This window comes from Salinibacillus kushneri (assembly GCF_900111405.1).
GTDB lineage: Bacteria > Bacillota > Bacilli > Bacillales > Alkalibacillaceae > Salinibacillus > Salinibacillus kushneri.
The window spans coordinates 86,008-99,066 of sequence record NZ_FOHJ01000006.1 but is presented as its reverse complement, the minus strand read 5'-3'; the positions used below and the strand labels follow the sequence as shown (position 1 = coordinate 99,066).

The 13,059-nt window shown below is 36.8% G+C and carries 16 protein-coding genes, 1 tRNA gene and 1 riboswitch; of the genes, 5 read left to right on the top strand and 12 right to left on the bottom strand.

Translation table 11 applies throughout. The annotated features are described in order from the left end of the window. Nucleotides 1-31 precede the first annotated feature (31 nt). From BMX63_RS10165 to comGA, 10 genes are all read right to left on the bottom strand, one after another. Nucleotides 32-496, bottom strand: a complete 465-nt coding sequence (locus BMX63_RS10165; protein WP_342732444.1) for a helix-turn-helix domain-containing protein — start codon at nucleotides 494-496, stop codon at nucleotides 32-34. A 3-nt stretch (nucleotides 497-499) separates the two neighbouring features. Next, entirely contained in the window at nucleotides 500-727 is a 228-nt protein-coding gene (locus BMX63_RS18755) for a helix-turn-helix domain-containing protein (protein ID WP_342732441.1), read from the bottom strand. Nucleotides 728-831: 104 nt separating this feature from the next. Beyond that, a tRNA-Gln gene (locus tag BMX63_RS10160) sits at nucleotides 832-903 on the bottom strand. A 34-nt stretch (nucleotides 904-937) separates the two neighbouring features. Continuing rightward, nucleotides 938-1,342 (bottom strand): competence type IV pilus minor pilin ComGG, encoded by a 405-nt coding sequence (locus tag BMX63_RS10155; protein WP_177167261.1) that lies wholly within the window; start codon nucleotides 1,340-1,342, stop codon nucleotides 938-940. Continuing rightward, the gene (gene comGF, locus BMX63_RS10150; protein WP_093135456.1) at nucleotides 1,311-1,739 is read right to left on the bottom strand and encodes a competence type IV pilus minor pilin ComGF; all 429 of its coding nucleotides are present in this window, start codon (nucleotides 1,737-1,739) and stop codon (nucleotides 1,311-1,313) included. The genes BMX63_RS10155 and comGF overlap by 32 nt, the downstream gene beginning before the upstream one ends. After that, nucleotides 1,720-2,022 (bottom strand): hypothetical protein, encoded by a 303-nt coding sequence (locus tag BMX63_RS10145; protein WP_143060142.1) that lies wholly within the window; start codon nucleotides 2,020-2,022, stop codon nucleotides 1,720-1,722. The genes comGF and BMX63_RS10145 overlap by 20 nt, the downstream gene beginning before the upstream one ends. A gap of 13 nt (nucleotides 2,023-2,035) precedes the next feature. Beyond that, complete coding sequence (gene comGD, locus BMX63_RS10140; RefSeq protein WP_093134996.1) at nucleotides 2,036-2,488, bottom strand: competence type IV pilus minor pilin ComGD; 453 nt, start codon at nucleotides 2,486-2,488, stop codon at nucleotides 2,036-2,038. Nucleotides 2,489-2,512: 24 nt separating this feature from the next. Then, nucleotides 2,513-2,803, bottom strand: a complete 291-nt coding sequence (gene comGC / locus BMX63_RS10135; RefSeq protein WP_093134993.1) for a competence type IV pilus major pilin ComGC — start codon at nucleotides 2,801-2,803, stop codon at nucleotides 2,513-2,515. Nucleotides 2,804-2,818: 15 nt separating this feature from the next. Continuing rightward, a complete protein-coding gene (comGB, locus tag BMX63_RS10130; protein ID WP_093134991.1) occupies nucleotides 2,819-3,889 on the bottom strand; it encodes a competence type IV pilus assembly protein ComGB in 1,071 nt (356 codons plus the stop codon). Beyond that, nucleotides 3,858-4,862 (bottom strand): competence type IV pilus ATPase ComGA, encoded by a 1,005-nt coding sequence (gene comGA, locus BMX63_RS10125; protein WP_093134988.1) that lies wholly within the window; start codon nucleotides 4,860-4,862, stop codon nucleotides 3,858-3,860. Before comGA ends, comGB begins: the two co-directional genes overlap by 32 nt. A gap of 187 nt (nucleotides 4,863-5,049) precedes the next feature. Here comGA and BMX63_RS10120 point away from each other — a divergent pair, with 187 nt between their 5' ends. Next, nucleotides 5,050-5,559, top strand: a complete 510-nt coding sequence (locus tag BMX63_RS10120; RefSeq protein ID WP_220083825.1) for a shikimate kinase — start codon at nucleotides 5,050-5,052, stop codon at nucleotides 5,557-5,559. 40 nt (nucleotides 5,560-5,599) lie between these two features. Then, a complete protein-coding gene (locus BMX63_RS10115) occupies nucleotides 5,600-5,788 on the top strand; it encodes a YqzE family protein (RefSeq protein ID WP_093134984.1) in 189 nt (62 codons plus the stop codon). Between the two features lie 17 nt (nucleotides 5,789-5,805). Here BMX63_RS10115 and BMX63_RS10110 read toward each other — a convergent pair whose 3' ends face one another. Both BMX63_RS10110 and BMX63_RS10105 read right to left on the bottom strand, forming a co-directional pair. Further along, nucleotides 5,806-6,621, bottom strand: a complete 816-nt coding sequence (locus tag BMX63_RS10110) for a YqhG family protein (RefSeq protein ID WP_093134981.1) — start codon at nucleotides 6,619-6,621, stop codon at nucleotides 5,806-5,808. After that, a complete protein-coding gene (locus tag BMX63_RS10105; RefSeq protein WP_093135453.1) occupies nucleotides 6,599-8,266 on the bottom strand; it encodes a DEAD/DEAH box helicase in 1,668 nt (555 codons plus the stop codon). The genes BMX63_RS10110 and BMX63_RS10105 overlap by 23 nt, the downstream gene beginning before the upstream one ends. 349 nt (nucleotides 8,267-8,615) lie before the next feature. Beyond that, a riboswitch (glycine riboswitch) is annotated at nucleotides 8,616-8,713 on the top strand. Between the two features lie 160 nt (nucleotides 8,714-8,873). Between BMX63_RS10105 and gcvT the strand changes: the two genes are divergently transcribed. The 3 genes from gcvT to gcvPB are packed head-to-tail and all read left to right on the top strand — an operon-like array spanning nucleotide 8,874 to nucleotide 12,795. Further along, nucleotides 8,874-9,977: a glycine cleavage system aminomethyltransferase GcvT gene (gene gcvT, locus BMX63_RS10100; RefSeq protein ID WP_093134978.1), complete on the top strand. Its 1,104-nt coding sequence runs from the start codon at nucleotides 8,874-8,876 to the stop codon at nucleotides 9,975-9,977. Between the two features lie 15 nt (nucleotides 9,978-9,992). After that, nucleotides 9,993-11,342, top strand: a complete 1,350-nt coding sequence (gene gcvPA / locus BMX63_RS10095; RefSeq protein ID WP_093134976.1) for an aminomethyl-transferring glycine dehydrogenase subunit GcvPA — start codon at nucleotides 9,993-9,995, stop codon at nucleotides 11,340-11,342. Beyond that, nucleotides 11,335-12,795, top strand: coding sequence for an aminomethyl-transferring glycine dehydrogenase subunit GcvPB (gcvPB, locus tag BMX63_RS10090; protein ID WP_093134973.1), 1,461 nt, complete (start codon nucleotides 11,335-11,337; stop codon nucleotides 12,793-12,795). The genes gcvPA and gcvPB overlap by 8 nt, the downstream gene beginning before the upstream one ends. Nucleotides 12,796-13,059 lie beyond the last annotated feature (264 nt).

Sequence of the window (13,059 nt, the reverse complement as noted above, 5' to 3'; positions counted from 1 at the left end):
GAATCCATAAAAAAAGCAAAAAATCCTTGCATCATTGAATAGATGCTTTGTACATGCAAGTTTGACAGCCATTCAACATATTTGTTTCCTCTTTAAGTGTAGCAGAGGTAAATAGTTGTTCAAACATTCCGCTAATAAAATACCGATGCATTTCACAAATTGTTTGATTTTCATTGCTAAAGGCTAATTCTTTAAATGGACAATGAAATATTTTAAGCATCATAACCTGATGTGTTTCATCATAGCTGAAATCCGGATCAAGTCCAAGCATGGCAGACGTTTCTTTTAGAAAGCGTATCTTTTCCTCATTTGTTAAATTTACTTCTGATTCATTTGGATAGTTTGTCTTTATAATATGTGAACCAAATTTTCTACCTGTTTCATATAGAGCTTGTTTACCAGCTTCTCCTAAGTGTATCAGTGACTCAATCGCTATTTTGGCAAGTGTCTGATAATCTCTAAAAGGAAATTGTAATTGAACAAGTTCATCAGACAAATGTTAAATTCGAAACGGTCTTCCACCTTTTTTATTTTTCTGTATGTGAGAATTGACCATCCCTATATCTTCCAGTTTTGATAAATGAAGCCTGGCTACATTTGGATGAATGTTAAATTGAGTAGCAATTTCCTGAACATTTACACCATTATGTTTTTTCGATATATATTCATAAATACTGAGTCTGGTGTCATCATTTAAAACATTGGTTATCCTTAAGGTATCGTTCACAGTATGTTCCTCCCTGATAATAGAGATGGTTCATACCTATCATACAAGAAGTTCTGACCAATGAAAATTGCCCTCATAAAAATTTTTTGTCATAAATATGAAAATTGGGCTAGCTGGATTCGAACCAGCGCATCACGAGATCAAAACCCGTTGCCTTACCGCTTGGCTATAGCCCAATTACGTTTTTAGCATAGCCTTTATACAGGTAGTTTATTCATCTGATTGATGATTTATTGAAAAGAAAATTTCCTGGGTTAAAGTAGACTGATTATCGGTTTCAACGAAAAAGCTGGCCCTTACTTGGCTGGAATTTGAAAGAAAATACGTAACCTTCACGTGACCATCCGGATACGTGTAAGAGGTATGCTGATTTTGAGGTTTAGGTTTGAGATCTAATAAATCGGAATGAAAATCGTTATAGGCAGATAAAAACAATGTTTCCAAATGAATATTCTCCTCCTTATTATGAACGAGTTCGGCTTCAATTGTTAAAGACTGAAGGGCATGATGTGTAATGAGGAAAATAATAATAAATATAAAGAATAAATAGGGAAATGTGTAGCCTTTTTCATTGGTTAATCTGTTAAGTTTGAAGCTTGTAAAACGTTCGTTCATATTCATTTCCTCCTATCATTTGCAAGGAAACATGTATAAAATTTTGCCCGATTCGGAAGGTGATTTCCTGTACATTAAAAAGAAGAACCTCATGGCCAGTTAAATTCACTCTCCTCCGAACATTATCTCGATAGCGTTCAATGAGAATTACTTTATCCTCACTTTGAGTTATATAAATACCTGAAGGCTTAAGTTCAAAGTTCTTGCCTTGATTTAATTCAAGCTGCAGTAAGTGAAAGAACGATGAAACCGACATTTGTTCTTTAAGTGAACTTTCTTTTATTGAATTGATTTGAAAAAGGAGGGGAGCAAGAATAGGTAAGATAATTAATAAAATTGATAGGGAAATTAATACCGAAAGAAGGGTGAATCCTTGATTATGATTCCTTTTTAGCATAAAAGCACTTTCTTTCCTGTTTACTTTTAACGTTTTGCCAGGTAATACAGCCTGTAGTAATGGAGTGGGATACGTTAATTTCTATGGTCCCTTTAGTATGATTAATAGAAATCTTTTTGTTGACAGGGTAACTTTCCACACTCTTTAGCATTTCATTGTAGAGCTCCGTCACCATTTGCGAGCGGGTATGAAGAATATACTGTTCTTCACGGATATGCTGTACAATGGGAAGAGTGGTTAAGGTAATGGCTAGAAAAAAGCTGAAGGATATTAATGTATCCATAAATGCAAACCCTTTATGATTGTTTCGTAACATAAAATCTTCCTTTTCCGAATGGAAATGTAATCACATAGGTTTCATTTTGCGTGTGAACATAAAATGAACCTGGCTGATTCGGTGTTCCAGAATGATAAAAGGAGAAGGGAAGCTGGAAGGTTCCAAGCTCAATATCAATAAATGAACTATATTCTCTTTTTATTTTTAAATTTCCTACTCCCTTTTGACGGATTTCGTAGGTGTGGGATTCTGGCATGAATCGTAATCTATATATTTCATTATTCGTGATAGACTGATTTTGCATCCATAAAATATCTTGTTCAAATAAGCTGAAAAATTGCTGAGTTTCTAAGTCATTCTTAATAGTTGAGTTTAATGGAGCTGTGATCAAAAGCAGGAACATAAAAATGGTTAGCACTATTAACATTTCAATCAAAGTAAAACCAGCTTTCTTTTGTTTTGAACCCTTCATTTTACCTTTTCACCAGACTTCATTTTAGTCTATTTTTTCCACGTTTCCTTGAGCATCAATTTCAACACCATTTGGACATGGAGATTCATCTTCGCTTAAATCTGACAAGTCATCAACGCTTGTTGGGTAAGAACCAGTGTTAAGCTTGTAAACCTGCACTTCAGATTGAACCAGCTCTACATAAGCATCACACCCCTTTTCATCAATTAATGTATTATGCTTACTAATATTAGGGATAGTAAGCAAAATAAGTACAGATATAATCATTAGTACAATTAACATTTCGATTAAAGTAAAGCCGTCTTCATTTTTCATACAATCACCTCCGTATTAAATTTGATCAATAAGCCCAAACATAGGCATGAGTATTGACATATAAATGAAAAGAATGATAAAGCCAAATAATATGAAAAAAATAGGCTGGATATAAGTAATCGTTTTTGATACTTTTTCAAGAAAGGTTTCAACCAATAAATGAGCGTAGTTGTGTAAATCTTTTTCTAAAGTGCCATCCTGAATACTTCTTTCAAAGATAAAACCCAACTCTTCTTCTGCTAAGGGGAAGGATTCAATAGCAGTATGAAGGGGTTGACCTGCATAAATAGACTTCATTAGCTGAATAGAGTATCGCTTCATAATAGGTAAATGTTTTTGTTCGGAAATAACTTGCAGGGCGTGTTTAATGGATAAGCCACTTTGAAGTAATGAACTAAAATGAAAGCTAAATAAAAATGATGTTTCCAGACTTTTTATTCTTTTGAAGAAGGGAGTGATGGAGTATATTTTTATTTTGAGGGGAGTGGATAACCTAGATTTAAGGGCAATCCATGTTATTGTAATAATCAGAACGAAAATGCAGGTAAGAAAGAATAAATGTATAAAAAATTCAATGGAAGTAAAAAGCTGGGGAATGATAGTTGTCCCAGATCCATGGAGTCCTTTATATAAGTCTTTTAGCGAGGGTAATAAGAAAAATTTCAAACCACTCATTAACAGGATTAAAAACATGAAAACTAATAAAGGATATTGCATAACTTTTTTTAATTGGTCTTGAAATTGTTTTAATTGGTGGAGAAGCGAGTAACCATTTTCCAGGCTATCCCCTAGTTGACCGGTAGAACGTGAAAAATATAAGTAAGAGCATATAATAGGGGAGAAACCTAATTCCTGAAAGATTTGATCTATGTGTTTTCCCTGTATTAAATATTTTTGAATATCCTTCGCTACGATTCCCTGTTTAGGATCCAATGAAATAAGTTGCAGGGCTTTATTTAAGGTATACCCGTTTTGCAGTAAAGCTGATAACCGCTTTGTTAGTAAAATCTGGTCAGCTAATGTTATTTTCCTGTCTTTAGAAAAAAGCTTTTGACTACGAATATTCATCGATAAAACCAAGAGCATAAGCTTTCCTCCTTAGATATTGAAATGAGCTAAATCGATCAGATTGATGCGGAGAGATTCCTTTTATGCCATTGGTGAGGATTTCCTGGTCAAGTAATTCCATAATAGCTGCACGTTTTTGGTCTGTGGATCGTAAATGGTCTTTTAGGGGCAACAGCTGCTGAGAGGCAATTCCTATTAACGCCTGATCAAGATCAGCCTCGGAAATACCTAGATCCAGAAGGCGAAAGATGGTTCCAAAGGCATTTTTGGCATGAATCGTGCTTAACACAAGATGACCTGTGAAAGCTGCATGAAAGGCAAATTGGGCGGTGTACTTATCACGAATTTCACCAATCATTAAAATATCTGGATCATGTCTTAAGGCTGCTTTTAGTCCAGCATCATAGCTCATTCCAGCTTTTTCATTGACTTGTACTTGTAAAATATGATTTAACTCCCTCTCAATGGGATCCTCAAGAGTAATAGCTTGAAACGGCCGGTTTTCGACAAGAGATTGTAAAAGAGCATACATGGTAGTGGTTTTACCACTTCCTGTTGGTCCTGTAAACAGAATCATTCCAAACTCTTGTTGAATCCATTGGAGTAATGTTTTAGCCTGGGAGGGAAAGAGAAACAATTGCTCTAATTGTGGAACCATTTGTCTAGGTAAAATTCGAATGGCCAGACTTTCTGAATATTCAACAGGCAAAGTAGAAAAGCGTAAATCATAAATAAGCTGATGCTGGTGATGAGTTAATGTCCCATTTTGAGGCTTGCGTTTCTCGGCGATATCCATCCCAGTAGAGAATTTATAAAAGGTAAGCAGGGCTTGATAATCTGCCTGTGAAATGGAAAACATGTATTTACGTTTTCCGCTTAATCGGAAATATACTTCTGTTTGAAACTCTAATGGTGAAAAATGGATATCAGAAGCAGATATAGAAATGGCATAATTTAATATTTCCTGTGAAAGATATTCGGAAGCTTCCATTTAGATCCCTACCTTAAAAATGTTTAATGATTTTCATGAAGTTAAAGGTATTTTACAATGGAATGCTGAAAAAGTCATATGATCAAAAAGGATAAATGGAAAAGAATAGGTGCAAAAAATGCAATTTTATCAGGGGAAAACGATAGAATAAAAACATGTATTGAGGAAAAAAGGGGAAATGGACAAAATGAAAAGTATTTGCTTAATCGGTTTTATGGGAAGCGGGAAGACAACATTAGGGAAGGCATTAGCTGATGAATTGAGTGTGAATTTTTTTGATACCGATGAAGAAATTGTGAAATGGCGGAATATGGATATTCCAGGGATTTTTGAAAGTGAAGGTGAAAAGAACTTTCGGGAATACGAATCAGAAGTATTCAAAAGACTTCCTGTAAATGATGCTGTGATTGCAACAGGTGGAGGAATTATTGAAAGTAGGAACAACCGGGAATGGCTGAAACAGCATCTCATGACTGTATATTTAAAGACTTCATTTAAAGAAATCCAAAGGCGTCTTTCATTTGAGCAGAACCGCCCCTTATGGAACCAGGAAATGAATGAAAAAAAACGTTTATATGAAAGTCGTCAGCGGTTATACGAAGAATGTGCCAATCAAATTATACATACTGACGAAAAAACAATTGAAGAATTACTGCGTTCTGTTCAAAATAGTATAAACTTCTCAAAGCAGGGCTAAACTATTTATAATAGCAGTTCATTCTTTGGGAGTGTGGTCCATGTCTGGAAATGATATTGTGAAGTATATGACACAGGAAATAATGAAATATATGCAGTTACCTAAGGATGAACGGGAACAGCGAAAATCACAACGAAAGAATGAAAAAGTGAATCGCTCTAATCGCTATTTTGGCATGCTGCCTACAGCTTTTAAGATGTTTTGGAATGGGAAGAGGAAAGAAAAATAATCCTCTTCCTTTTTATTTTAATGTAGTAAAAATGTTTCAGATTTTTCACTAAAGTAAAACACCCCACCATTAATGGGCTCGATATCAATTTTAGGTAATAATCGCTTTTGTAAATGATCTAATTCGTTATCATACCGGACTGTCAGCTGCTCCTGTTCTTCGTCATTAGCCGCTTGTAAATAGGATTCATAAAAATGAGTTAAAATGTTTTTTTCTTTTTCATATTTTGAAAAGGATTCTTCAGCCCATTTATGGTTCATAGAATTAAGATATTGTTCAATATAAGTTTCTATTCGCTTATAGCCACTGTGAATCCTGATAATAGGGGAGATAGTAAAACTATAATCAGGGATAACTGTGCTAAAATCCATATTTTTTATTTTTTCCATGAATTCAAATACCATGATTCCATTTATTAAATGTAAACCTATTGATAAGATTTCATCCTTCTTCTGCTGACCGATATAGCTTATTTTAATATTTACAACCAGCCAGGGATTTAATGGAGTCTTTTGAGCTTGCTCATAGAGCATTGTATATTTTCCTTTTTTCAATTGATATTGAAAAATCTGATGAAGTCTTGGTGAACCAAAATGAATCCACTCACCCTTTTCTTCAATTCGATCAGGATTGGAGATAAATGTTAATGTTGCTGGTTCTCCTTCCTGCCCGATTTTCTTTATATATTCCCAATAAAAAGGCCGGTTCAGCAATAAACGATCCAGCTCTTCATTTAACGTAACGGTTAATTTTCCCGTATTATTTTCTCTAACCTCGCAGCTATTAAGTGTGAAAAATTGATGGAGATAATTATGAATAGTCTGTTGTTCCATCATGTGTCACCTCACTTGACGTTGTATGCTGGAAGGCAGCTGTTAAATTTTCCAGTTTAATTCTTGCTTCACCTGGTGATTCTGACTCAGCGTAAATATCTTTGATTTCATCTTCAAGGTCCGGAATGTTCAATTGCTGTAAGATAATGTCTAAATCACCAATAACTCTTTCAAATAAATGAATTTTTTCATAAAGTAAGGACACTAAATGCTCATCAATCGTATTTTTAATGGCTAAATAATAAATATTAACATCGTCCTTTTGCCCAAAACGATGGACACGGCCAATTCGCTGTTCAAGGCGCATAGGGTTCCAGGGCAAATCATAATGAATCATATTACGACAGAACTGAAGGTTAATCCCTTCGCCTCCAGCTTCTGTTGCCACTAAAACTTGGGCATGATTTCTAAATAATTGAGTCATCCACTCTTTTTTACTTCTTTTAAAGCCGCCTCTAAATGGAACTGAAGAAATTCCGTGTTGCTGTAAAAACCATTGTAAGTAATATTGAGTGGCACGGTATTCTGTAAAAACAATAAATTTTTCTGAAGAATTTTGAAGGATATCAACTACTTTTTGTGCTTTTGAATGATGAGGAAGCTGCTCAATTTTTTCAATAATCTCCTCGCTCCAGGAATGCCCACTATATTTTTGCACATTTTGCTCAAACATCTTCTTTAAAGATAAGTAACAGGCTTCCCGACTTGAACACAATTCCCTTTTTAATGTAATGGATGTAAATGGATCACTTGAAACCAGGTCATGATCAAGCTCATCATAAACTTGTTGTTCCTCTTCCGTAAAATTAATCCATACAGTTTTTACATTCCGTTTCGTCCATTCAACTCCAGTATCCTCCCTGCGATTTCGGACCATGACGTTTTGAATAAGTTCTTTTAGTTTTTCGTCCTGTTTTAGGGCTGTTCGCTTATTTCCGAAGGCTTTAGTAAACTCATCATAGCTTCCTAAATATCCGGGTTTTAATATCGTTACAAGATTAAATATATCAGACAACTGATTTTGAACAGGTGTAGCGGTTAATAGTAAGCAGTAGGTTTTTTTCAGGCTATTAACAAATTGATAATTTTTCGTTTTATGATTCTTCAGCTTATGTGCCTCATCAATAATCATCAAATCATAATGCTGTTCAAGAACAATATCCCGATGAGGGGGTCTTTTGGCTGTATCCAGGGAAGATACAACCACATCACATTGTTCCCAAACGTATGATTTTCTTTGGGAGACTGCAGGTATAAAAAACTTTTCATTTAATTCCTTTACCCATTGATTAACGAGAGAAGCTGGAACCAGTATAAGAATCTTTTTGGCTAATCCTCGAATCATATATTCTTTTAAAATTAAACCAGCCTCAATGGTTTTACCCAGTCCAACCTCATCGGCTAAAATGGCACGCCCATTCATACTTTCTACTACTTGTTTTGCACAATCTAGCTGATGATCTAAAAATTCCATATGTGGTAAGTATTGAGGTGATTGCAGGCCTTCAAAATTTGGAACGACCAGACTTTTAGCTGTATCATAGGCCATATGAAACATATCAAATGAACAAAAGGGACCGTTCTTATCTAAATGTTTATCAAACTCATATACAAATTCCTTATCAAAGCGATAGTTTATATTCATAACTCTCTCCCCAGCAGTTAGAATTTGTCTTACCATTATGAAAATTCCTATGATATAATAAATTTAAGCTGATTTCGCATAGTTGTTGCTCTGCTTGCCGCAGATGAAATACACTACGCCTTCCATGGGCTGCGGGGGGGACTCAACTGTCTCACATCTCCCGGCGGAGTTTTTGTGTATTTCACCTGCATTTATAGCATGCTATCAACAATTTCACTTTTAAAAGCAACATCCTTTTAGAAAATATCCAAATTTTTTAAAAGATATGTTTACATTCTAGTTATGTTAGTTTGTCCTATTTTTATATATTCAAAACAAGGAAAAACGAAATTTTCATAAAGCGTAGCGAATGATTGCAGGAGGAGAGACTGTGATATGCGCAGCGCCGAAGGAGCAAGCAGCCTTAAAGGTTGTGAATCTCTCAGGCAAAAAGACTCCTGCATGACGCAGCTCTGGAGAGTGTTCACATTTTGTGAACCACCCAAGAGGCAAGTGACAAGCAGGTCACGAAACTTTCGGGTACATTGACAGAGAATTCTCTTTGTTTATAAGGGGGATTCTCTTTTTTTGTTGTATTTATCTAAAAGTTATGAAAAGGAGGCTGTATATGGAGGACTTACAGAAAACCCCACTTTATCCACTCTATCAGGAATATGGGGCTAAGACGATTGATTTTGGCGGTTGGGCTCTTCCTGTACAATTTAGCGGTATTAAAAAAGAACACGAGGTAACAAGAACAAAGGCAGGCCTTTTTGATGTTTCTCATATGGGTGAAATTATTGTAAGCGGGCCTCAAAGTGAAGCTTTCCTGCAAAAGATGCTTACCAATGATCTTTCTAAACTTACCGTAAACCGGGCTCAATACACGATTATGTGTTATGAAGATGGAGGAACTGTTGATGATTTACTCGTCTATAAGAGGGCAGAGGATGAGTATTTACTCGTTGTAAATGCAGCCAATACCACAAAAGACTTTGAATGGTTACAAAAGCATGCTGCGAATAATGTGCAAATCAAAAATGCTTCAGATGAGTTTGTGCAGCTGGCTATTCAAGGACCAAAAGCAGAGCAGATTTTACAAAAGCTAACCCGGACAGACCTGTCTCAAATTAAATTTTTCCGATTTCAGGATGATGTTCAGTTTGATGGGATAAACACTAAAGCCCTCGTCTCACGAACAGGTTATACAGGAGAGGATGGCTTTGAAATCTATCTCGATCAATCAGAGGGTCCCATCCTTTGGAAACAGATTTTGCAGGCTGGTGAAGATGAAGGAATCGAGCCAGTCGGACTAGGTGCAAGGGATACCCTTCGCTTCGAAGCCAATTTAGCTTTGTATGGACAGGAACTAAGTAAAGATATTACCCCGATTGAAGCTGGCTTAGGTTTTGCTGTAAAAACGCAAAAAGATGCTACGTTTATTGGAAAAGAGACATTAAAGCAGCAAAAAGAAGCTGGACCTGAAAGAAAATTAGTAGGTATTGAAATGGTTGATAAGGGGATTCCTCGCCATGGTTATGAGGTATTCAAAGGAGAAACCAAAATTGGTGAAGTAACTTCAGGTACACAATCACCAACTCTTAAGAAGAATGTAGGTCTTGTATTGATTCATCCGGCACATAGTCAGGAAGGGGAAGAAATTGAAGTACAAGTTAGAAAACGTCGTTTGAAAGCAAAAGTTGTACCTACACCATTTTATAAGCGTAAGTAAAAGGGAGGGGATTTGATGAGTTTTCGGTATTTACCAATGACCGAGCAGGATAAACGGCAAATGCTTGATACAATTGGAATTGACACAACAGAAGAGTTGTTTCAAGATATCCCGGAAAAGGTTCGATATAAACAAAGATTAAAGATAAAGGAACCAAAAAATGAATCGGAATTAAAAAGAGAATTGAAAGAGTTATCAGAACAAAATATAAATGTAAAAACTCATACATCGTTCTTAGGGGCAGGAGTATATGATCATTACATACCATCCGTAGTAGACCATGTTATTTCCCGTTCGGAATTCTATACTGCTTATACACCTTATCAGCCAGAAATTTCGCAAGGGGAGCTGCAAGCGATTTTTGAGTTTCAAACGATGATTTGCGAATTGACGGGAATGGAGGTCGCAAATTCCTCTATATACGATGGCGGCACAGCTCTTGCTGAAGCAGTTAACTTAAGTGCAGGACAGACGAGAAGGAAAAAAGTGGTTGTATCCAAAGCCATTCACCCTGAATCCCTGGATGTTATCAGAACATATGCTAAAGGTCCTGGTGTGGAAATTGTGGAAATCGAGTGTAAAAACGGAATGACAGATCTTGAACAGTTAAAAGCAGAACTTGATGAGAATACAGCAGGTGTTGTTGTTCAATACACGAACTTTTTCGGACAAATCGAACCATTGAAAGAAATCCAAAGCTTAGTTGATAACATGAAAAAAACGATGTTGATTGTTTCAACGAATCCTTTAGCCTTGGGATATTTAACACCACCTGGGAATTTTGGTGCAGATATTGTTGTAGGAGATACACAAGTATTTGGTATCCCGGGCCAGTTTGGCGGACCTCATTGTGGGTTTTTTGCTACCACTAAGAAACTAATGAGAAAGGTTCCTGGTCGTTTGGTTGGCCAAACTGTAGACGAAGAGGGAAGGCGGGGATTTGTCTTAACGTTACAGGCCCGAGAGCAACATATAAGACGGGACAAGGCAACTTCTAATATTTGCTCAAACCAGGCTTTAAACGCTCTAGGTTCTTCTGTTGCCATGAGTGCTTTAGGAAAGCACGGTCTAAAAGAGATGGCCATCATGAATATGCAAAAAGCACGTTATGCAAAAAATCAATTAAAAGAAGCCGGTTTTTCCATCACCTACACGGGACCATTTTTTAATGAATTTGTGGTGGAGTGTGAACGAAACGTTTCGGATATAAATGATAAATTAGCAGAGCGGGGTTTTATTGGAGGGTTCAATTTAGAGAGGATTGATTCGCGTTATCAAAACCAGATGCTTATTGCGGTTACAGAGGTTCGTACCAAAGAAGAAATTGATCAATTTGTAAATGAATTGGGTGATATAAATGGCTAATCAAAAGGATTTTCCTGTCATCTTTGAACTCAGCAAACCAGGACGTACAGGATACAGCTTGCCGGATTTGGATGTTCCAGAAGTTGATCTGAGTCACGAACTTGAGGATGAGTATATTCGAACAGATGAACCTGACCTCCCTGAAATTAGTGAATTACAGCTTATTCGTCACTACACTGCACTCTCAAAGAGGAATTATGGAGTAGATTCCGGTTTTTATCCTTTGGGTTCATGTACGATGAAGTATAATCCTAAAATAAATGAAGACGTTTCCCGATTTGAGGGGTTCAGTCATGCCCATCCTTTACAGGAAACGAATACCGTTCAAGGGTCTCTTCAAATAATGTATGATTTACAAACCTCTCTAGAAGAAATTACGGGGATGAATACGGTAACTCTACAACCTGCTGCTGGAGCACACGGAGAGTGGACTGGACTTATGATGATTCGTGCATTCCATGAAAAAAATGATGATACGGAAAGAACGGAGATAATCGTTCCGGATTCAGCACATGGAACCAATCCAGCTTCAGCTACAGTGGCAGGATTTAAAGCGGTAACGGTCAAAACTGATGAGAATGGTCTTGTGGATTTACTAGACTTGAAACGTGTTGTCGGCCCTAAAACGGCTGCCTTAATGCTTACAAACCCTAATACATTAGGTTTGTTTGAAGAGCACATTTTAGAAATGGCTCAAATCGTTCATGAGGCTGGAGGCAAGCTTTATTATGATGGAGCAAATCTAAATGCCATTATGGGCTATGTACGCCCGGGAGATATGGGATTTGATGTCGTTCACTTGAATTTGCACAAAACCTTCACAGGTCCACATGGTGGAGGGGGTCCTGGTTCAGGTCCTATTGGCGTAACGCAGGAATTAACACCATTTCTGCCTAAACCTGTATTAACGAAAGACGTGAACCAATATTTTTTTGATTACAATCGTCCTGATTCCATTGGTCGAGTTAAGCCATACTATGGGAATTTTGGTATTAATGTCCGTGCTTATACGTATATACGGACAATGGGACCAGACGGCTTAAAGCAGGTTAGTGAATATGCAGTGCTGAATGCAAACTATTTAATGAGAAGACTGCAGGAAGAATACGCGCTTCCTTTTGATCAGCATTGTAAGCATGAATTTGTGATTTCGGGTAAAAATCAGAAAAAACTTGGAGTACGCACACTTGATATTGCAAAACGTCTTTTAGACTATGGTTTTCATCCGCCTACCATCTATTTTCCTCTAAATGTGGAGGAAGCATTAATGGTAGAGCCCACGGAAACAGAGTCTAAAGAAACATTAGATGAATTTATCGATGTCATGCTTGAAATTGCACAAGATGCAGAAGAACAGCCGGAAGTCGTCCAGGAAGCACCTCATACAACTGTGATTAGTCGCTTAGATGAAACGATGGCAGCCAGAAAACCAGTATTACGTTACATTAAATAGGATTAAAAGAAAGGAAATGGATTGTCCTAGTTGGCAATCCATTTCCTTTTATATAGGCTACGTTAAAGCTCATTGTTGATTTTCTAGCATGTATCGGAAGTGCGTGAGACTCCTGCGGGAAAAGCGGCAGGCATAAGATGCGGCAGGCGTATGCCTAGAAGGCTCACAAATCGCTCGCGGAAAGTGAGTGATCTGGAGCAAAAGTCAACACCTGTGTTTAACAGAACGTATACAGAAAAAGCTGTTCCCTTTAATAAGTGGAAC

Bases quoted from the DNA above. Each gene is read 5' to 3' on its own strand.
- BMX63_RS10155 (WP_177167261.1), bottom strand. From the start codon at position 1,342: ATGAACGAACGTTTTACAAGCTTCAAACTTAACAGATTAACCAATGAA.
- comGF (WP_093135456.1), bottom strand. From the start codon at position 1,739: ATGCTAAAAAGGAATCATAATCAAGGATTCACCCTTCTTTCGGTATTA.
- BMX63_RS10145 (WP_143060142.1), bottom strand. From the start codon at position 2,022: ATGGATACATTAATATCCTTCAGCTTTTTTCTAGCCATTACCTTAACC.
- comGD (WP_093134996.1), bottom strand. From the start codon at position 2,488: ATGAAGGGTTCAAAACAAAAGAAAGCTGGTTTTACTTTGATTGAAATG.
- comGC (WP_093134993.1), bottom strand. From the start codon at position 2,803: ATGAAAAATGAAGACGGCTTTACTTTAATCGAAATGTTAATTGTACTA.
- comGB (WP_093134991.1), bottom strand. From the start codon at position 3,889: ATGCTCTTGGTTTTATCGATGAATATTCGTAGTCAAAAGCTTTTTTCT.
- comGA (WP_093134988.1), bottom strand. From the start codon at position 4,862: ATGGAAGCTTCCGAATATCTTTCACAGGAAATATTAAATTATGCCATT.
- BMX63_RS10120 (WP_220083825.1), top strand. From the start codon at position 5,050: ATGAAAAGTATTTGCTTAATCGGTTTTATGGGAAGCGGGAAGACAACA.
- BMX63_RS10115 (WP_093134984.1), top strand. From the start codon at position 5,600: ATGTCTGGAAATGATATTGTGAAGTATATGACACAGGAAATAATGAAA.
- BMX63_RS10110 (WP_093134981.1), bottom strand. From the start codon at position 6,621: ATGGAACAACAGACTATTCATAATTATCTCCATCAATTTTTCACACTT.
- BMX63_RS10105 (WP_093135453.1), bottom strand. From the start codon at position 8,266: ATGAATATAAACTATCGCTTTGATAAGGAATTTGTATATGAGTTTGAT.
- gcvT (WP_093134978.1), top strand. From the start codon at position 8,874: ATGGAGGACTTACAGAAAACCCCACTTTATCCACTCTATCAGGAATAT.
- gcvPA (WP_093134976.1), top strand. From the start codon at position 9,993: ATGAGTTTTCGGTATTTACCAATGACCGAGCAGGATAAACGGCAAATG.
- gcvPB (WP_093134973.1), top strand. From the start codon at position 11,335: ATGGCTAATCAAAAGGATTTTCCTGTCATCTTTGAACTCAGCAAACCA.